The 17,463-nt window shown below is 57.9% G+C and carries 17 protein-coding genes; 10 read left to right on the top strand and 7 right to left on the bottom strand.

Annotated elements, in window-relative coordinates; translation table 11 throughout:
* Positions 1 to 43: 43 nt before the first annotated feature.
* Entirely contained in the window at positions 44 to 403 is a 360-nt protein-coding gene (gene fkpA, locus CGERO_RS03230) for an FKBP-type peptidyl-prolyl cis-trans isomerase FkpA (protein ID WP_123935896.1), read from the bottom strand.
* A gap of 231 nt (positions 404 to 634) precedes the next feature.
* Positions 635 to 1,924, bottom strand: coding sequence for a citrate synthase (locus tag CGERO_RS03225; RefSeq protein WP_164470250.1), 1,290 nt, complete (start codon positions 1,922 to 1,924; stop codon positions 635 to 637).
* 427 nt (positions 1,925 to 2,351) lie between these two features.
* Between CGERO_RS03225 and serC the strand changes: the two genes are divergently transcribed.
* From serC to CGERO_RS03210, 3 genes are all read left to right on the top strand, one after another.
* A complete protein-coding gene (gene serC, locus CGERO_RS03220) occupies positions 2,352 to 3,473 on the top strand; it encodes a phosphoserine transaminase (RefSeq protein WP_123933448.1) in 1,122 nt (373 codons plus the stop codon).
* A gap of 107 nt (positions 3,474 to 3,580) precedes the next feature.
* Positions 3,581 to 4,438 (top strand): septation protein SepH, encoded by an 858-nt coding sequence (gene sepH, locus CGERO_RS03215; RefSeq protein WP_123933447.1) that lies wholly within the window; start codon positions 3,581 to 3,583, stop codon positions 4,436 to 4,438.
* A complete protein-coding gene (locus tag CGERO_RS03210; protein ID WP_123933446.1) occupies positions 4,439 to 5,293 on the top strand; it encodes a DUF6928 family protein in 855 nt (284 codons plus the stop codon).
* Here the strand turns inward: CGERO_RS03210 and CGERO_RS03205 are convergent.
* The 3 genes from CGERO_RS03205 to CGERO_RS03195 form a co-directional block, all read right to left on the bottom strand.
* Positions 5,290 to 6,132 (bottom strand): TrmH family RNA methyltransferase, encoded by an 843-nt coding sequence (locus CGERO_RS03205; protein WP_123933445.1) that lies wholly within the window; start codon positions 6,130 to 6,132, stop codon positions 5,290 to 5,292. The two genes, CGERO_RS03210 and CGERO_RS03205, sit on opposite strands and share 4 nt — an antisense overlap.
* Before the next feature lie 82 nt (positions 6,133 to 6,214).
* A complete protein-coding gene (locus tag CGERO_RS03200; protein WP_123933444.1) occupies positions 6,215 to 7,666 on the bottom strand; it encodes an NCS2 family permease in 1,452 nt (483 codons plus the stop codon).
* A gap of 202 nt (positions 7,667 to 7,868) precedes the next feature.
* Entirely contained in the window at positions 7,869 to 8,588 is a 720-nt protein-coding gene (locus tag CGERO_RS03195; protein WP_123933443.1) for a DUF3027 domain-containing protein, read from the bottom strand.
* An 18-nt stretch (positions 8,589 to 8,606) separates the two neighbouring features.
* Here CGERO_RS03195 and CGERO_RS03190 point away from each other — a divergent pair, with 18 nt between their 5' ends.
* Together CGERO_RS03190 and CGERO_RS03185 are read left to right on the top strand one after the other, a co-directional pair.
* Entirely contained in the window at positions 8,607 to 9,395 is a 789-nt protein-coding gene (locus CGERO_RS03190) for a glutaminyl-peptide cyclotransferase (RefSeq protein WP_123933442.1), read from the top strand.
* A gap of 11 nt (positions 9,396 to 9,406) precedes the next feature.
* Positions 9,407 to 9,925 (top strand): DUF2771 domain-containing protein, encoded by a 519-nt coding sequence (locus CGERO_RS03185; protein ID WP_123933441.1) that lies wholly within the window; start codon positions 9,407 to 9,409, stop codon positions 9,923 to 9,925.
* On the opposite strand, the gene CGERO_RS03180 is transcribed toward CGERO_RS03185, so the two are convergent.
* Positions 9,926 to 10,321 (bottom strand): cold-shock protein, encoded by a 396-nt coding sequence (locus CGERO_RS03180; protein ID WP_123933440.1) that lies wholly within the window; start codon positions 10,319 to 10,321, stop codon positions 9,926 to 9,928. It abuts the gene before it with no gap.
* Between the two features lie 459 nt (positions 10,322 to 10,780).
* Here CGERO_RS03180 and CGERO_RS03175 point away from each other — a divergent pair, with 459 nt between their 5' ends.
* Complete coding sequence (locus tag CGERO_RS03175; protein WP_123933439.1) at positions 10,781 to 11,380, top strand: resuscitation-promoting factor Rpf1 domain-containing protein; 600 nt, start codon at positions 10,781 to 10,783, stop codon at positions 11,378 to 11,380.
* A 103-nt stretch (positions 11,381 to 11,483) separates the two neighbouring features.
* Here the strand turns inward: CGERO_RS03175 and CGERO_RS03170 are convergent, their stop codons facing one another.
* Complete coding sequence (locus CGERO_RS03170; RefSeq protein ID WP_123933438.1) at positions 11,484 to 11,672, bottom strand: hypothetical protein; 189 nt, start codon at positions 11,670 to 11,672, stop codon at positions 11,484 to 11,486.
* Between the two features lie 222 nt (positions 11,673 to 11,894).
* On the opposite strand from CGERO_RS03170, the gene CGERO_RS03165 reads away from it, so the two are divergent.
* From CGERO_RS03165 to CGERO_RS03150, 4 genes are read left to right on the top strand one after another with little or no spacing between them, the layout of a single operon-like run.
* Complete coding sequence (locus tag CGERO_RS03165; RefSeq protein ID WP_206423914.1) at positions 11,895 to 13,967, top strand: helicase-associated domain-containing protein; 2,073 nt, start codon at positions 11,895 to 11,897, stop codon at positions 13,965 to 13,967.
* Between the two features lie 44 nt (positions 13,968 to 14,011).
* Positions 14,012 to 15,676, top strand: coding sequence for a DNA repair helicase XPB (locus CGERO_RS03160; protein WP_123933436.1), 1,665 nt, complete (start codon positions 14,012 to 14,014; stop codon positions 15,674 to 15,676).
* Positions 15,677 to 15,686: 10 nt separating this feature from the next.
* Positions 15,687 to 16,325 (top strand): DUF3239 domain-containing protein, encoded by a 639-nt coding sequence (locus CGERO_RS03155; RefSeq protein ID WP_123933435.1) that lies wholly within the window; start codon positions 15,687 to 15,689, stop codon positions 16,323 to 16,325.
* The gene (locus CGERO_RS03150; protein WP_123933434.1) at positions 16,325 to 17,461 is read left to right on the top strand and encodes a pyridoxal phosphate-dependent aminotransferase; all 1,137 of its coding nucleotides are present in this window, start codon (positions 16,325 to 16,327) and stop codon (positions 17,459 to 17,461) included. The genes CGERO_RS03155 and CGERO_RS03150 overlap by 1 nt, the downstream gene beginning before the upstream one ends.
* The last annotated feature ends 2 nt before the right edge of the window (positions 17,462 to 17,463 follow it).

The following is a 17,463-nucleotide window of genomic DNA, read 5'->3' as shown; positions in this document are numbered from 1 at the left end:
AAACGCTCGGCGTCGATAAGCTTTTCAACGTCGAGCGTTGCTGTTACTTGGTGTTGAGCAAGTCGATCACGAAGACCAACGTGCGACCGGACAGCGGGTGGCCTCCACCTGCGGGACCATATGCAGCCTCCGGCGGGATGGTGAGCTGGCGACGCCCGCCAACCTTCATGCCGGGGATGCCTTCTTGCCAACCAGCGATGAGGCCGGACAGCGGGAATTCGATGCTCTGGCCACGGTCCCACGACGAGTCGAATTCCTGACCCGTTTCAAAGTCCACACCGACGTAGTGCACCTCGACGAAGCCACCGGGCTGAGCTTCTTCACCGTCACCCTCGATGAGGTCAACGATGACGATGTCTTCCGGTGCTGGGCCTTCCGGTACGTCGATCTGAGGCTTTTCCATGGACATAAGATTCAGTCTCCTAGGTAGGGGTCTGTGTGAATGCCCGAAGAATCTTTGAGTATTTTCCAACGATTTCATCAGGCTTTTCCAATTATCCTACCTACTCACCTGGCAAAACGTCACAATACGCAGGTCAGAGGGGTTAGTCTATGCACGATCGCTTATCAAATCCGCTGCCGCTGTTGCAAAAGAAAACCGCCCGGAAATCCGGGCGGTCACCACTGCTGCGGCTTAGCGCTCCTCGCGAGGAGAGACCTTACGCAGGGACTCGCCGGTGTACACCTGGCGAGGACGGTTGATCTTGGTGGTGGTGGCAAGCTGCTCGCGGTACTGAGCAATCCAGCCTGGGAGGCGACCAATGGCGAACAGCACGGTGAAGAAGTCCGTGGGGAAGCCCATGGCGCGGTAGATCAGGCCGGTGTAGAAGTCGACGTTCGGGTAGAGCTTGCGGGAGACGAAGTAATCGTCGTTCAGCGCGATCTCTTCCAGCTTCATAGCCAGATCCAGCAGATCGTCGCCACCAAGGTGCTCGAGGATCTCGTGAGCGGTTTCCTTGACAATCGCCGCACGCGGATCGTAGTTCTTGTATACGCGGTGGCCGAAGCCCATCAGGCGAACGCCCTTTTCCTTGTTCTTCACGCGATTCATGAAGTCGGTGGCGTCGCCGCCGTTCTGCTTGATCTCTTCAAGCATCTCCAGCACCGCCTGGTTTGCGCCACCGTGCAGCGGGCCGGACAGTGCGTTGATGCCACCGGCGATAGCGACGAACATGTTGGCCTGCGCAGAGCCGATCATGCGGACGGTTGAGGTGGAGCAGTTCTGCTCGTGGTCTGCGTGCAGAATCAGCAGCTTGTCCAGAGCCTTCGCTACAACCGGGTCAACCTCGTAGGGCTCGGTTGGGTAGCCGAACATCATGCGCAGGAAGTTTTCGCGCGCATTCAGGGAGTTGTCCGGGTACATGTAGGGCTGGCCCTTGGATGCGCGGTAGGCATAGGCGGCAAGCATTGGCACCTTTGCCAGCAGGCGCACGGTGGCCTTATCCAATTGCTCCTCGTCCAGCGGGTTGAGCTGATCCTGGTAGTACGTGGACAGAATGTTCAGCGAGGACGCGAGCACCGCCATTGGGTGGGAGTTGCGCGGGAAGATGTTGAACTGCGCCTTGAAATCCTCGTCCAGCAGCGTGTGGTGGCGGATTTCATCGTTGAAGTGGCGGAGTTCCTCCACAGTGGGCAGGTGCCCCTTGATCAGCAGGTAGGACACCTCGTTGAAGGTGGCGTTTTCAGCAAGATCCGCAATGTCATAGCCACGGTGGCGCAAAATGCCCTGGTCACCATCAATGTAGGTGATTTTGGATTCGCAAGAACCGGTGGAGACGTAGCCAGGATCGAAGGTGACCAAGCCGGTCTCGCTCAGCAGCTTGTCCAGGACGATGCCGTTGTTGCCCTCGGTGGCCTCGATGAGGTTCATCTCATACTCGCCACCGGGGTACTGGAGAACGGCCTTGTTGTTGTCAGTAGCCACAGCTTCCCTTTCTATTCGACCCCGCCTCGTGTGTGGACAGGCGGTGAGGTCCTGTTCATTTTTGGCGGCATCCGGCGAAGGACACCGCGCATCGTTGTCCATTTTTCCATTGACATCGCATGTGTGCGTGCAAGTTCTTGCAGCGCCTCGCTGCAATGGATCACCGCATAGTTTAGCAAAGTTTGTGATTCACCCGACATTGCAAGGCTCACAGAGACAAACACCCAGCTCTCAGACATGGATGATTCCGCATTTGCCCCATTTGCACTGCGAGCCTGCAAATATTTGGCGGCACATCTTCGCTTTTCGACGCCCTCGTTCTTCAAATTTTCACCCCTGAATGTGTGGGGGCGCGGTACGATCAGCACATCTGGTAGCGCCCACGCTGCCCGATCTTGCTGAACTGCTGCCCTCACTTGGAAAGAACATGAGCGATTTTCCCAAACTGCCCAAGGAACTGATTCCCTCCGATGCACGCTTTGGTTGTGGGCCTTCAAAGGTTCGCCCAGAGCAGCTGCAAGCTGTGGTCGACCACGGCATTGACATCATCGGCACCTCGCATCGCCAACCAGCGGTAAAAAACTTGGTGGGGTCGATCCGCGAGGGGCTCTCCAACCTTTTCTCCCTGCCCGAGGGATACGAGATTGTGCTCTCCCTCGGTGGCGCAACAGCGTTTTGGGATGCGGCGACTTTTGGCCTCATTGAGCAACGATCCGGGCACCTCGCCTTTGGTGAGTTCTCCACGAAGTTCGCCCAAGCCTCAAAGAAGGCCCCTTGGCTTGAAACCCCCAACGTCGTGACGGCGGAACCCGGGGACGCCCCTGAGCCACAGGCCATGAAAGGCTGCGATGTCATTGCTTGGGCGCACAACGAAACTTCAACCGGAGCAATGGTTCCGGTGCAGCGCCCCGAAGGCAGCGAAGGTTCCCTCGTGGCCATCGACGCCACCTCGGGCGCCGGCGGTCTCCCCGTGGACATGCAGCAGGCTGACGTCTACTACTTCTCACCTCAGAAGTGCTTCGCGTCCGACGGCGGCCTGTGGCTGGCCGCCATGAGCCCAGCCGCCTTGGAGCGGATTGAAAAGATCAACGACTCCGACCGTTTCATTCCCGCGTTCCTGAACCTGCAAACCGCAGTAGAGAATTCGCGGAAGAATCAGACCTACAACACCCCTGCGGTTGGCACCCTGCTGATGTTGGACAATCAGGTGCAGTGGATGAACGCCAATGGCGGCCTGAATGGAATGGTCGAGCGCACCAGCGCGAACGCCAAGACGCTGTATGACTGGGCAGATGCGCACGAGCACGCCAGCGCCTTTGTGCAGGATCCCGCCAAGCGTTCCCTCGTGGTTGGCACGGTCGATTTTGATGAGTCGATCGATGCCGTGGCACTCGCCAAAGCGCTGCGTTCTAATGGCATCTTGGACGTTGAACCCTATCGCAAGCTCGGACGCAATCAGCTCCGCATCGGCATGTTCCCGGCTATCGAGACTTCCGACGTGGAGACCTTGACGAAGGCCATCGACTACACCATCGAGCAGATGGCCTAACTCTCGGTTCAAGCAACCCGCGCGCATCGTGTCTTTTTTCAACGATGCCGCGGGTTGCATACGTTACAGTGGAAGGCATCTATTGCGAGAAGAAATGGAAGTGAGAGATGCGCGAACTTCGCCTCATCCCCGAAGAGTCATCCGCTACATCGTTGGTGCTTGCATCAGACGATGGACAGGAGCAATTCTTTCTCGCGGTCGACGATGCACTACGTGAGGCGCTCGTCGAAAAGCCTGAACCCGCCGAAGAAGCCGAAGTGGTTGAGGAAGTTCAGGAGGAACCCAAGCCAGCTCGGCCTCAGAAAGAAGTGGATCCGCGCCTAGCAAATCCTTTGAAAATGCGGCCGCGGGAAATCCAGGAGCGTCTGCGTCGCGGTGCCACCATCGCCGAGCTTGCCGAGGAAAACGGCGTGACCGAATCACGCATCGAGCCCTTCGCCCATCCCGTTCTCCTGGAGCGCTCCCGGATAGCCAACATGGCAAAGCAGTCCAACCCCGTGCGCGACGACGGCCCAGCGCAACTCACACTGTGGGAAATTCTGGCCACCGCATTCGCCGCTCGCGGAATGGAACTGCAGGATGCCAAGTGGGATGCGTACCGCGACACCGCCAATCAATGGGTGGTGAAGGTGTCCTGGGAATCGGGGCTCAGCGAACAGGTAGCAGAGTGGAACTTCGTGCTTCACGGCGCGGGCGCCAAAACCACCGTTGCACGTAATTCCGTGGCCGCAGACCTTATCGACCCGAATTTTTCCAAGCCCGTGCGCAGCCTCAGCGCAGTCAATGACGAGCCTGAGGAACAAGACTCCGAGCAGGTGGAGCAGGCCGAAGATAACAACACCGTTGAGGGCGATTTCCTGCAGCATCCGGAGCCTGCGCAGAAGCGGCGTAGAAAAGCTGTGACCCCCAGCTGGGAAGATGTGCTGCTCGGCGTTCGCACCAACACCAAGCGTCCGAGGTCATAAGTGGCTGCTCCAAACCATGATGCCGTTGTCACCTGCTGGTATGTCACTACGGCCGATCCCGAGGCAGTTATTTCCGCGCGCCCCAAAGCCGATCGAGGCTTTGGCAGAAAGCTACTCGCTCAGCTCAATCCCTCCTGGCCAATTACGCCAATCGGACAGTTCGCGCTGAATCGCTCCGCCCAAGCCTCAGTGAATGAGTTCTACATTGCGGGTTTTCCAGGAGTCAGCATCATCCAAACCACCCTGGAAATCACCAAACCTTCGGAGCTGCCTGAATACTTGCTCAAGGCGATTCCCGCCGCAGAAGTCTTCGTCTTTCTAAGCAACCAATCCACCGGGTACGGCGGCTTTGCCCACTTCAATGGCGGCAAGGTCAAGCGTTCTTTTGCCGCACGCCGCGCGAGAGTCTACGAGGATCTCGGACTCCCGGAGCCCTTCGAGCAGCCTTTTTGGGCAGGCGAACGCGCCGAGGCGATCGGCGGCATTGCGTTGCCCTTTGAGCCCGTGGATCTGGTCGAGGAGGCGCAGTGCGCCTGGCTCGGCTTCAATCCGGCTGAGGCAAATGACATTAACGTGGTCGCCTACGCCATCGATGGCCGCCCAGAGCCAAAAATGGCGCCGCGGCCTACCACCGTGGGACAGATTGCCCAAAGAGCATCAGCAAAACTTGGGCTTGGAGAACAACGCAGCGACTACGACGACTACGAGGAGCACGAAGAACCAGAGCGTGACCTTGAAGAAATTGTGGCGAAAGGCACCAGGACCGCGAGGGGCTGGGGCCAGAAGCTTTTCCGGAGCGCCAAGCGCATTGGCAGCAACCTCAAGGAAAAGCTGCGCCACAGCGATCGTCCCTAGCGCAAACTGCGCTGCCGCTCGTAGAAAGCAATGGCAGCAGCCGTGGCCAAATTCAGAGAATCGGTGCCTTCGGCCATCGGGATTCGTGCGCGGATATTCGTAGAGCGCATCGTGCGCTCACGCAATCCGGGGCCTTCAGCACCGATGAGCAATGCCACTTTCTCATACGGCTTGCCACTACTATCAACCAGCGCATCCGAGAGATGTTCAGCCTGGTGATCCGGGGTGAGCGACACCAGATGGAAACCGGCTTCTTGCAATAGCGCCAGTTCCTTATGCCACGTTGTACTCTTACCGCCGAAGTGAGCAAATGGGGTTCTGAGCACATGCCCCATCGACACTCGCACCACGCGACGGTACAGCGGATCGGCGCAACCGTTGCCGAACAGGATAGCGTCAACCCCCATGCCCGCAGCGTTGCGGAACATGGAACCGATATTCTCGTGGTCGCCCACTCCCTCGAGGATTGCAACGGTGCGAGCGTTGCCAATGACCTCGTCCATCGGCAGCGCCGCTGGACGGTCGGCAGAAGCCAAGAGCCCGCGATGCATATCAAATCCGGCTACCTCCGCCAGGGTTGGACGATCCAGGGAATAAACCTCGACGCCTCCCATGAGTTGCGCGATACCTGGCTGGGCAAAGAATGACTCCAATTTTGCGGGGAATCCAATAACACGCCGGACGGGAAACCGGGAGGCTAGCAGACGCTCCACCACCAGCGGACCTTCGGCAATGACTAAACCTTTACCTCCTGGGAGATCAGGACGGTTATCAGATTGATTGAGGTTGCGGAAGTCATCAAGGCGGGGATCGTTGGAATTAGCAATATGAGTAACCATTGTGCTTCATGCTAGCGCTTCTACGAACAAGCCCCGATGTCCAACCTCGTGGAGTGGGCATCGGGGCAGTGCTGATTGATATCTAGTGCAAAGCACCCAGCAGCGGATCCATCACGAAGTAGATCACGAACAAACCGGAGATCAACCACATGATCCAGTGAATCTCTTTCGCCTTACCAGCAAACAGCGTCATGAGGGTGAAGGCGATGAAGCCCACACCGATGCCATTTGCGATGGAATAGGTGAAAGGCATGACCACGATGGTCAAGAATGCGGGCAGGGCGATGTGGAATTGGGTGAAGTCAATATCGCGCACCTGGCCGATCATCAGCGCGCCCACTATCACCAGCACGGGGGCCGCTGCCTCAACCGGCACTACCTCATACAAGGGCGTGAGGAACATTGCCAAAAGGAACAGCAGGCCGGTGACCACGTTGGCAAGACCCGTGCGAGCGCCATCGGCAATGCCTGCCGCGGAATCAACGTAGACGGTGTTGGAAGAAGCCGAAGCGCCACCACCAATGATCGCGCCGGTGCCTTCAACGATCAGGGCCTTCTTCATATCGGGCAGGACGCCTTGATCGTCCACGAGCTCAGCCTGCTTGCCCAGGGCGGTCATGGTGCCCATGGCATCGAAGAAGTTCGCCAGCACGAGCGTGAATAGGAGCAGCGTGGCAGCCAGCGCACCAACGCGGGAGAAGGCACCAAAGATAGAGACGTCACCGACGATGGAGAGGTCGGGAAGTCCACCGAAGCCTTCCGGCAAGGTGGGCACAGCGAGGTTCCACCCTCCGGTCGGGTTGTCCACAGACGAGCCTGCGCCGGTGATGGCTTCGGTGATCATGGCGATGATGGTGGTGAGCAAGATGCCAATGAACAGGCCACCTCGGACGTTGCGGATCACCATGAAGCCGCAAATGATCAAACCGATAATGAACACGAATGTAGGCCAGGACGCGATGGATCCACCGCTGCCCAGGGTGACCGGAACCGTGGTGTGCGCCGCGTCCGGGATGCGGCGCACAAAGCCGGCGTCGACAAGCCCGATCAGCGAGATGAACATGCCGATGCCCACGCTCATGGCGGCAATCATTGACGCGGGAATGGCGGCGAATACGGCGGTGCGGAAGCCAGAGATTGCCAGGATTACGATGACGATACCGTCAAGAACCACCAGACCCATGGCTTCTTCCCAGCTCAAGCCTTCGGAAGAGACCATGGTGACGGCGACGAGCGTATTGATACCCAGACCCGCGGCGATACCGAAGGGATAGCGGGCGATCAAGCCAAAAGCGATGGTCATGACACCGGCGGCAAGCGCCGTAGCTGCCGCGACCTGCGGGATACCCAGCGTCTTACCGTTGACGTCTGCGCCTGTGCCCAGAATCAAGGGGTTGAGGATGATGATGTACGCCATCGCGAAGAAGGTCACAACACCCGCACGAATTTCACCGGCGACGGTGGATCCACGTTCGGAGATTTTGAAATATCGATCAAGCGCCGAATTCGGCGTCGAAGAGGCCTGTGCCTGCATGAACTACTCCATTGAAATAAGGGGGAGGCAGTGTGATCTACCGCAGACGATATTCCCACGCCGCCGCCTGCACTTTCAAAAAACCTCCCGGTGCTCCCCCATCGACTTACCCCTTCTTTATGCGACTTGTCATGAGGTGCCGAACATTCTGGAAAAGAGCCCACCGGATTTCTTTGCTTTTCGACGCCCCCGTGAGCACGAATCAGCGCACACGAAAGCTTTCCGGTTTTTCGTCGTCGAAGGCCTGTTGCTCATTACTGTGCATAGGTTGTGCGGGCGGGGTGGCTGAGTGGGCACCGCACCCGAAGTCCCCGGCAACCATGTGACCGTCAGCGGAGAATTCATTGACGCAGACACCCGCTTTCACTTCGAGCGACGAATCCAACGGCAGGTAAAACGCGCAGGTGTCGCAGTGGAACTGTGCCCGCTGGGCAAAGAGTGACTCCGGCCCAAAATCGCTATCGTTAAGCCTCTGCATCGCGGCCTTTTGTCCCTTCGCGCTCAGCTTCTTCTCGCCGTTTATCTCGCGCAGCCGAGGATCATCCTCTCGAGGAGGCAGAATGTCTCCGGGGCCAAGATCCCCGGGGCGCACACGTTCGTGATAGGGCACCCACTCAGGTGCCTTGAGCGCCTCGCCGCCTTGCACCAGTGCCACTTCGTTGATCGTCACCGCCGAGTTGCCCGGCGCCCACGCCACCACCGCGTTCCATTCCCAGCCGCTGTAGCCTTCTACCTCAGCGCGGAAACGGTGCGTGGCTGCGTGTTTGCTGACGCCTTTGACGCCGATGTGCTCACCAACTTCACCTTCATCGAGCAGCTCGAGCGCTTCTCGCGCAGCGGCGACGGCCCGCTGATCAATGAGCGGGCTGACGGTTTTTCTCCGGGATCTACGCTTGCTAGCCACCCCCCTATTATCCATCATCCTTTTACACTCGAACTTATGCCCTCGCCGATTCGTAACTCTTTTCTCATCGCAGTTCTGGCGCTGAGCGCCTGCAGCAGCCAGCCGGAGGAACCGGAGATCCTGCGCCCAACAGTGCTTGAAACTCGCCCCTTTGACGCCACCGCTTTTACCCAGGGGATTGAAGTCACCGATGACGGCTTCCTGGTGAGCACCGGCCAATACGGCGAGAGCAGCATTTTTTATCTGGACAATCTTCAACGCAAGGCGGAGCAACGCCTCGAACCGCAGTTGTTTGGCGAAGGCAGCACGAGGGTTGGCGACACGGTATGGGAACTCACGTGGCGCTCGGGCACGGCCTTCAAACGCGATGCACGCACCCTTGAGGAAATCGGCCGAACCACTTACGAGGGAGAAGGCTGGGGTCTGTGCTCTTTTGAAGACGCCATCGTGATGTCCAACGGAACCGAGGAACTACGCGTTCTCGATCCTCTCACTTTCCAGGAGCGTGAACGTATTCGCGTGGAAGGCCTTGATGGGCGATCCGCAAAGCTCAATGAGCTGGCTTGTGTTGAGCAGCAGGGGCGTCGAAAAGTTTTTGCCAACGTTTTCCTGAGCACCGACATCTATCGGATAAACCTTGATTCCGGGCACCTCGATGGGCTTATCGACGCCCAAGCGATCCCCAACAACGCCGCACCCGACCCGAACAACGTGCTCAACGGGATTGCCAACATCCCAGGCAGCGATGAATTTTGGATCACGGGCAAGCGATGGCCGCAAATGTACCGCGTTCGCTTTGATACAACTGCAGACAACACCCACTAGGATGTGTGCTTATGGTCAGCGCTCAAACCCGTAAGAAAAACCTCAAGCAGATCGGCTTTTTGGCGATCGCGGTGTTGCTGGTGCTCGCCGCAACCCTCGGTTTTCAACATTGGTGGAATCAACGCAACATGCGAGAGCCGCAAGAAGTCACCATCAATGTCAGCGCCCCAGACCAAGAACTCGAAGTTTCCCCTTACACCGTGGTTGAGCCGGGAAAGCCAGCCGAAGATCATGAGATTCCCACGATCAGACTTGGCAAGGACGACAGCCTGAAGATTGTGGTTCCCGAAGATGTCGCAGACCATGACTGGACGTTGCTCAAGATCTACGACGATCCCCAAGCCAACGATGAGCAAGCCTTTGGCCCCCACGAATCAAGCGAGGCAAGCGTTCCCGCCCAGGTGAAATCAGAGAAACTGAACGCCAATTTGGTGGTTGTGGAGGTTACCTCAGTGATGATTGGCCACGATGAACAGGGTGAGGAAACCCCCTACCGGGTGACGTGGTCGGTGCACCCTGAGGTGAAATAGTTAAGCGTCCAGATCCTTCGCCAAAGCGCGAAGGATCTTTGCAATTTGGCGTCCTTCAGCACGGTCCGGATAGCGACCCGCCGCCAGAGGCGGCATGACGCGCTGTTCCAGGGTCGTGACCAAATCAGCCACCAAGGAATTCAATTCCTCCGGCTTCCGCTTGGTACGTGGACGGTGCTCACGTACGCGCTTCGGCTCTTCTAGGACGCGGACACGCAGCGCCTGTGGGCCTCGCCTTCCAGCCGCGAAGTCGAAGTCAATGCGCTGCCCTTTGTGGAGTGCTTCTACCCCTTCGGGCAACACAGCCTTGCCCACGAACACATCGTCACTGCCGGGGTTGCTTAAGAACCCGAAACCTCGTTCCGAGTCATACCAACGAACTGTTCCAGTAGGCATAGTGCTCCTTTTTGTTCACGATCTTTTTGTTTCCGCATGGGGCTGCGGGGCGCATTCGTTCATATATAACACTGCGCACTGCTTCATTCCTTCCCCAATCGTAGCCACCCGAGAAAAATCACACCGCACCAATCAAGTGGGGAAGTTGGCGCACCAAGGAACCGCCACAGAACATTATTTTTGAAACCAGCGTCACATCCGCAACAAAATAGTGCTTAAAACGTGACACTTTCGTTATAAAGCGCTAGCATTCGAGTGGTCAGTCATCCGGAGGCGTATTGAGGTTGCAAATCTTCTGCAGCACTTGGCAGTATGGATGACTTGCAATACGCAAGAGTACAAACGATCGAGCCAATTCAAATGCTGACAACCGTGCTCGCCAATTTTTTATAACTTCCAGCCACTGCGCCCACAAGGCTCTGGGCTGGGAGATAGAACGACGAGAGGAATCCAACTCACATGGCACGACATGCCCGCAAGAGCAATCGCTCCTTCGCTAAGCTCGCTACTTCCACGGTTGCCGTCGGTGCAGCAGCCGTCATGCTCGCACCCAACGCTTCCGCAGCGTCTGACGCTGACTGGGATCGCCTGGCTCAGTGCGAATCCGGCGGCAACTGGCACATCAACACCGGCAACGGCTACTACGGTGGCCTGCAGTTCTCCCAGGGCACCTGGGAAGGCCACGGCGGCCGCGAGTTCGCCCCCCGCGCTGACCTTGCCAGCCGCGAGGAGCAGATCGTTGTAGCTGAGCGCGTGCTCGCCAGCCAGGGTTGGGGCGCATGGCCTGCCTGCTCCGCTGGCCTTGGCCTGAACTCCCCCGCTACCCCGCGCACCGCACCCAGCGCACCTGCGCGCCCCGCAGCGGCACCTTCCGCAGCGCTAGCCCCACTGGCAACCGCTGACCAAATCTTCAACCAGGTGAAGTCGCAGTTGGAGGCACTCGGTGTGCCGGTTCCCGCTCAGTTCGTGGCTTCTTACCACGCTCTTCGCGGCAATGTTGAGGCTTTCTATAACGCCAATGCCGCGCTCATCAACTCTGTGTTGGGCTTCCGCCTCTAAGCAGCACAACGCAAAAATGCCATCGCGATGCGATGGCATTTTCTTTTTGCCCTCAAGCAGGCAGAGGCATCACCATGAATGGCACGGCGATGCGAGGTGGAATTTAGCGATTAATTCGCGTGTAAGGATGAACGTAACCAACCTGCTCTGGCGGTACCGGAAGTTCGATATCGCCGAAGGGGCTATCTGCCCCCGCTACCTTTGCCACCATTTCGGTAACAGCGTGTCCATCACCGGGGACGTGCTTCGGCCAGCCCGGATCAACGTATCCCTTTTTCTCCATGTTTGCCATGTGTTCCATTCTTGCAAAAGCACACGGAAAAAGTCACCTTTCTCGCGCAGTAGAATAGGGCACATCATGCCCGAATCCACTTCCCCCCATGGCCTAGAACAGTGGCTGCGGACGCTGAACCGCGACACCATGGCAACGCTTCTTTCACACAGGCCCGATGCAATTGCCCCACCTCCACCGGGCATTTCGCCCCTCGCGGAACGTCTACGACTTCCCGCTTCGATGCGCCGAGCAACACAAAAACTCACCGCACTGGACATCGCCGTGCTGCATATAGCATCACAACTGGGGGCAGAATTCAGCCCAATTGTTGCCCCCGATCTAGTGCAAGCGATCCTACCTACGCTGCAAGGAGAGCGGCCCGACATCTCTGTCGATGATGCGCGCACTCTGGCTCAGGGCGCTTTCGAACATCTCCGCGCAATGGGAATGCTGCTTGATTTTCCTCAGGGCTACGTGATTCCCGCGGGTGTGCTCAACGTCATTCCTCCGGGTTTGGAGCCCAGCACCTACGCCCTGACACCTGCTGAACTGACCGACGCAGTCAAGCAGCTCGGCGAGAAAGAAGTTGCGATCCTTCGTACACTCGCAGAAGGTGGTGGCACCGGCACCACTAGGGACGCCGCGCCCGACGCCGATCCCACCCGACCCATTCCACGATTGATCCAATCGGGAATGCTCATTCGCGTCAACGCGCATACAGTCCGGCTACCAGCGGTACTCAAAGCCGTATTGCGAGGGACTACCCCACCGCCGCAGCGCCTACTGCCACCGGAACGCGGATCCAATATTCACAGCAGCAACGCGAGCATAGGCTCCGGGCTGGAAGCGACTCGTATGCTGCGTGTACTCGTCGAGGAGCTCGGCACTACACCCGGCGTCCTAGTGAAATCGGGCGCGCTAGCGCAAAGAACCAACCAGCATCTGCAAAAAGTATTGCAATGCGACGAGGCCACGCTCGCCATGCTCATCGGAGCAGGCATCGCAAGCGGAGTGCTGGGTACGGGCGAACCTCAGCCACTGCCCGACAACGACAATGGTGGCGATTATCTCTGCCCCTCGACGGACGCTGATCGTTGGCTGCAGTTGTCCCTTGCTGATCAATGGGCGGATGTACTTGAAGGGTGGATGTTCCACGATCAACAAGCCTTTTGGAAGGTAACCGCCGAGGCCCGGAAGATTCTCGATCCAGAAAATCACCGCTCAGAACTTCCCCAACGCCGACGAGCACTACTGAATCAGGCCCTGCGCTACGCACCCTCTGACCTCAAGGCGGGGCTTTCGTATCACCACCCGCTGCTGGCTCTACACATGTCTGAAGTGGAAATCGACGCACACATTGAAGCCGGCGTTTTCTTTGGCGTGCTCAATCAAGACGGTAGCGCCACCGAGGTGCTGCAAGGACTCAAGGATGGGACGCTACGCACAGTGTGCGAGAAGCTCACGCCAGCACCAGTGACTCATTTCATTCCCCAAGGTGATATGACGGTACTGGCGCCCGGCCCCGTTGATGCATCGGTAGCTCAGACATTGCAGCTCATAGCCGATGCGGAATCTCAAGGGCTTGCCAGCACCTATCGAATTAGCGATAGCAGCGTGCGGCGCGCTTTAGATTCCGGCCTGAGCGGTGCAGAGATACAGCAATTCCTCGAACAACACACGATCGGCGAGGTCCCCCAGGCCATCACCTTCTGCATTGACGATGCTGCCCGTCAGCACGGCACGATCAGAGGTGGCGCAGCACTGAGCTACATTCGCAGTGAAGATAAGGCACTACTCCAGGAGGCACTTCGCGCTGATACCCGACACAGCCTTGGCCTGCGTCGAATCGCCCCAACCGTCGCTGTGGCTCAAGTCCCTCTTGCGCAAGTGCTCAAGGTATTGCAGGCTGCCGGCCTCATGCCCGTCGCCGAAGATGAACAGGGATTAAGCCTTGATTTGCGTCCGGCTCCGGCACGTGTCGGCGTCGAAAAGCCAGCCCCACGCCCCTCGGAGCAACGAGAAGCCAACATTGAGGCGGCACTGGGGGCAATTTTCGCTGGTGACGCCGCAGACCAGGTGGCGCATCACGCTCAGCGCACCGCGAATCCTCAACAGGCTCTGGTGCATCTTCGTGCGGCCGTGCGGGCGGGAAAGAAGGTGGTGCTTGGATTCGTGGACAACACCGGGCGCGTCAAGCGACAAATCGTGATGCCCGTGGATGTTTCTGGTGGCAAGCTCACGGCACTTGCAGAAGATGAACTGCAGTATTTCCCGGTGCATCGGATCGCTGAGGTCGGCACGATTGATCAGTGATTAGACTTGGATCTTTAGGCTCATAATCCCTAAGGAGAACTTCAGTGGCGTTTGGCGACGGCCCCTTGATCGTGCAGTCTGACAAGACTGTGCTGCTAGAAATAGACCACAATGACGCCCAGCAAGCGCGCGCGGCGCTCGCCCCCTTTGCTGAACTCGAACGCGCACCCGAGCACGTGCACACCTACCGCATCACAGAACTTGCGCTGTGGAATGCACGTGCAGCCGGACACGACGCCGAACAACTAGTCGATGTTCTGGAGCGTTACTCGCGGTTCCCCGTGCCACAATCCCTGCTCATCGACCTCGCAGAGACAATGTCTCGCTACGGTCGCGTCCGCCTACTCCAACACCCCGCCCACGGTTTGGTGCTTGAAAGCCAAGAGCCAGCGATCCTCGCGGAGCTGCAGCGGCACAAGAAGATCAAGCCAATGCTCGGCGCGCAGATCGACGCCGAGACGATCGTGGTGCATCCTTCTGAACGTGGACGTTTGAAACAAGAACTGGTGAAGGTGCACTGGCCGGCGGAGGATCTCGCGGGCTACGTCGATGGCGAGGCGCACCCGATCGCACTGTCTCAAGCCGAGGAACAGTGGGAGCTTCGCGACTATCAGCAGATGGCCGCTGAAAGCTTCTGGGAAGGTGGCTCGGGCGTGGTCGTGCTGCCTTGTGGCGCCGGCAAGACTATGGTTGGTGCCGCCGCGATGGCCAAAGCCCAAGCAACCACGCTGATCCTTGTCACCAATACCGTGGCTGGGCGCCAGTGGCGTGATGAACTCCTGCGCCGCACCACCCTCACCGAAGACGAGATCGGCGAGTACTCGGGTGAGAAGAAGGAGATTAGGCCCGTCACCATCGCCACGTACCAAGTGGTCACCCGCAAGACAAAGGGTGAATACCGCGCCCTGGAGTTGTTCGACTCCCGCGACTGGGGATTAATCGTTTACGACGAGGTCCATCTACTACCGGCGCCGGTATTCCGCATGACTTCCGACTTGCAATCGCGCCGCCGACTCGGGCTGACCGCCACGCTGGTGCGTGAAGACGGGCACGAGTCGGATGTGTTCTCACTCATCGGCCCCAAGCGCTACGACGCGCCGTGGAAGGACCTGGAGGCTCAGGGCTACATTGCTACTGCCGAGTGCGTGGAAGTGCGCACCACCATGACCGAATCTGAGCGAATGCTCTATGCCACCGCAGAGTCGAAAGACCGCTACCGCATCGCCGCCTGCGCGGATACAAAAATGCGCTCAATAGCGACACTGCTCAAGCGCCATGAGGGCGAGCAGGTGCTCATCATCGGCGCATACATTGATCAGCTTGAAGAAATCGCCGGACGCCTTGGCGTGCCCGTCATTGAGGGCAAAACCAGCAATAAGCAGCGCGAGGAACTGTTCCAGCAGTTCAGGGAAGGCAGCTTGCGCACCTTGGTGGTGAGTAAGGTGGCAAACTTCTCCATTGATTTGCCCGAAGCTTCGGTGGCCATTCAGGTGTCGGGTACCTTCGGTTCGCGGCAGGAAGAAGCTCAGCGATTGGGGCGTTTGCTGCGCCCAAAGGCGAAGGCGAACCAGGCGCATTTCTATTCCATCGTCAGCCGCGACAGCATTGATGCCGAGTACGCGGCACATCGCCAGCGCTTCCTTGCTGAGCAAGGTTATGCATACCGGATCGTGGACGCAGACGACTTGAATTCAAATCTCCCAAGATAGGCTCAACACTATGAATTTCTCTTTCCAGGTTGATAATGAATACGCGCGGCAAAACAATGAATTGCTCAAAGACACCAGGCGACTCCAACTTTCGGCACTCATTTTTGGCATTTTGCAGTTTGCGATTGGCGCTGGATTCTACTTTTGGCTCCAAGGCGGAATGGGACTGATTATCCTATTTGTATTCGGAATTTTGGGTCTCATTAGCTTTGCCATGATCCCGATTATCCCGAAGCAGGTGGGCAAACCTCAGCAGCTTTACGACGCCTACGAGCTCGCCCCAGCCGTAATCGCCAAGGTGAATCCGCGCGACATCGTGCTGCTGGCTTTGGTGAACATGAACCAGGATGGATCCCTTCCTCCGCGCTGGGGGCTGGCCGCCCGCACCGTGACGAACTTGGAGCAACATGAGCGCACCGTTGGCGAAAAAGTGCCTTCTGTGGCGGTAACGGGTCAGCGTTCTGCACGAAACACCTCCACTTGGGATCAGATCACCCCCATGCCTATTGCTTGGGGCACGCCAGATCCCGCCGTGGTCAAGCGAGCTCAAAAGGCCATCCCGCACGATCAATGGCAGAAGTTGGAAAAGAACATGGACAAATTGGAAGCTGTGCGCAAGACGAAGTTCGATCTGATGGAGCTTCGCTAATGGTGCAGCGCCTCGAAGAATTCCAACAAACGATTTTTGCCACCATGAGTGCCAAAGCCGCACAATGCGATGCGGTGAACCTGGGGCAGGGATTTCCCGATGAAGACGGGCCCGCTTCCATGCTGCAGATTGCGCAGCGTGAGATCGCTGAGGGGAACAATCAGTACGCTCCAGGTCCTGGGATGCCTGTGCTGCGCCAAGCCATCGCCTCCCATCAACGACGTTACGACCTCGACGTCGCTGAGTCCGAGGTGCTCGTCACCGTTGGGGCTACCGAAGCTATCACTGCGACAATTATGGGTCTTGTGGAGCCCGGCCAGGAAGTAATCCTTATCGAGCCCTATTACGACGCTTATGCGGCAGCAGTTGCGCTAGCGGGCGCCACAAGAGTTGCAGTGTCGTTGCAAGCAAAGGGCGATACCTGGGAACTTGATCCCGCTGCAATTGAAGCTGCTATTACACCTAAGACAGCGATGATTGTGATTAACAATCCCCATAACCCCACCGGCAGCGTCTTCAGTTCTGAGACAATGTGCGAAATTAGCAGGATCGCCTGCGTGCATGATTTATTGGTGCTCTCAGACGAGGTGTACGAGCATTTGCTTTTCGACGCCACACGTCACCGCCCCACCTGTACCTATCCGGGAATGGCGCAAAGAACCGTTACGGTGTCTTCAGCCGCCAAGACCTTCAACGCCACCGGATGGAAGACTGGCTGGGCGATCGCTCCGCCACCGCTGCTCGAAGCTATCGCGCAGGCTAAACAATTCTTGACCTTCGTGGGTGCCACTCCGTTTCAACCGGCTGTGGCACACGCCTTGAACCACGAGCAGAGTTGGGCAGATGATTTGTCGCGATCCTTAGAAAAGAAGCGCGACAAGCTAAGTGCGGCGTTGAGGAAAGCAGGCTTCCGGGTGCATTACAGCCCCGGGACGTACTACCTGGTGGCCGACTTTGCGGCGTTGAGTAATACCACGGGTATGGATTTCTGCATGGAGCTTGTAAAAGACCGCGGTGTGGCCGCTATTCCTTTGGAGGTTTTCTGTGACCATCCGGAGCCATGGCGAAGCAAGATACGCTTCGCGTTTTGCAAGCAGGATCATGTGATTGATGAAGCCATACGGCGCCTATCCTAGAA

Source organism: Corynebacterium gerontici, assembly GCF_003813985.1.
Lineage (GTDB): Bacteria > Actinomycetota > Actinomycetes > Mycobacteriales > Mycobacteriaceae > Corynebacterium > Corynebacterium gerontici.
The sequence above is the reverse complement of the archived record's forward strand: the minus strand, read 5'-3'. Positions and strand labels throughout refer to the sequence as shown.

Coding starts and splice junctions, on each gene's coding strand:
- fkpA (WP_123935896.1), bottom strand. CDS start 403: ATGGAAAAGCCTCAGATCGACGTACCGGAAGGCCCAGCACCGGAAGAC.
- serC (WP_123933448.1), top strand. CDS start 2,352: ATGAGCGATTTTCCCAAACTGCCCAAGGAACTGATTCCCTCCGATGCA.
- sepH (WP_123933447.1), top strand. CDS start 3,581: ATGCGCGAACTTCGCCTCATCCCCGAAGAGTCATCCGCTACATCGTTG.
- CGERO_RS03205 (WP_123933445.1), bottom strand. CDS start 6,132: ATGGTTACTCATATTGCTAATTCCAACGATCCCCGCCTTGATGACTTC.
- CGERO_RS03200 (WP_123933444.1), bottom strand. CDS start 7,666: ATGCAGGCACAGGCCTCTTCGACGCCGAATTCGGCGCTTGATCGATAT.
- CGERO_RS03195 (WP_123933443.1), bottom strand. CDS start 8,588: ATGATGGATAATAGGGGGGTGGCTAGCAAGCGTAGATCCCGGAGAAAA.
- CGERO_RS03190 (WP_123933442.1), top strand. CDS start 8,607: ATGCCCTCGCCGATTCGTAACTCTTTTCTCATCGCAGTTCTGGCGCTG.
- CGERO_RS03185 (WP_123933441.1), top strand. CDS start 9,407: ATGGTCAGCGCTCAAACCCGTAAGAAAAACCTCAAGCAGATCGGCTTT.
- CGERO_RS03180 (WP_123933440.1), bottom strand. CDS start 10,321: ATGCCTACTGGAACAGTTCGTTGGTATGACTCGGAACGAGGTTTCGGG.
- CGERO_RS03175 (WP_123933439.1), top strand. CDS start 10,781: ATGGCACGACATGCCCGCAAGAGCAATCGCTCCTTCGCTAAGCTCGCT.
- CGERO_RS03170 (WP_123933438.1), bottom strand. CDS start 11,672: ATGGCAAACATGGAGAAAAAGGGATACGTTGATCCGGGCTGGCCGAAG.
- CGERO_RS03165 (WP_206423914.1), top strand. CDS start 11,895: ATGCGCCGAGCAACACAAAAACTCACCGCACTGGACATCGCCGTGCTG.
- CGERO_RS03155 (WP_123933435.1), top strand. CDS start 15,687: ATGAATTTCTCTTTCCAGGTTGATAATGAATACGCGCGGCAAAACAAT.
- CGERO_RS03150 (WP_123933434.1), top strand. CDS start 16,325: ATGGTGCAGCGCCTCGAAGAATTCCAACAAACGATTTTTGCCACCATG.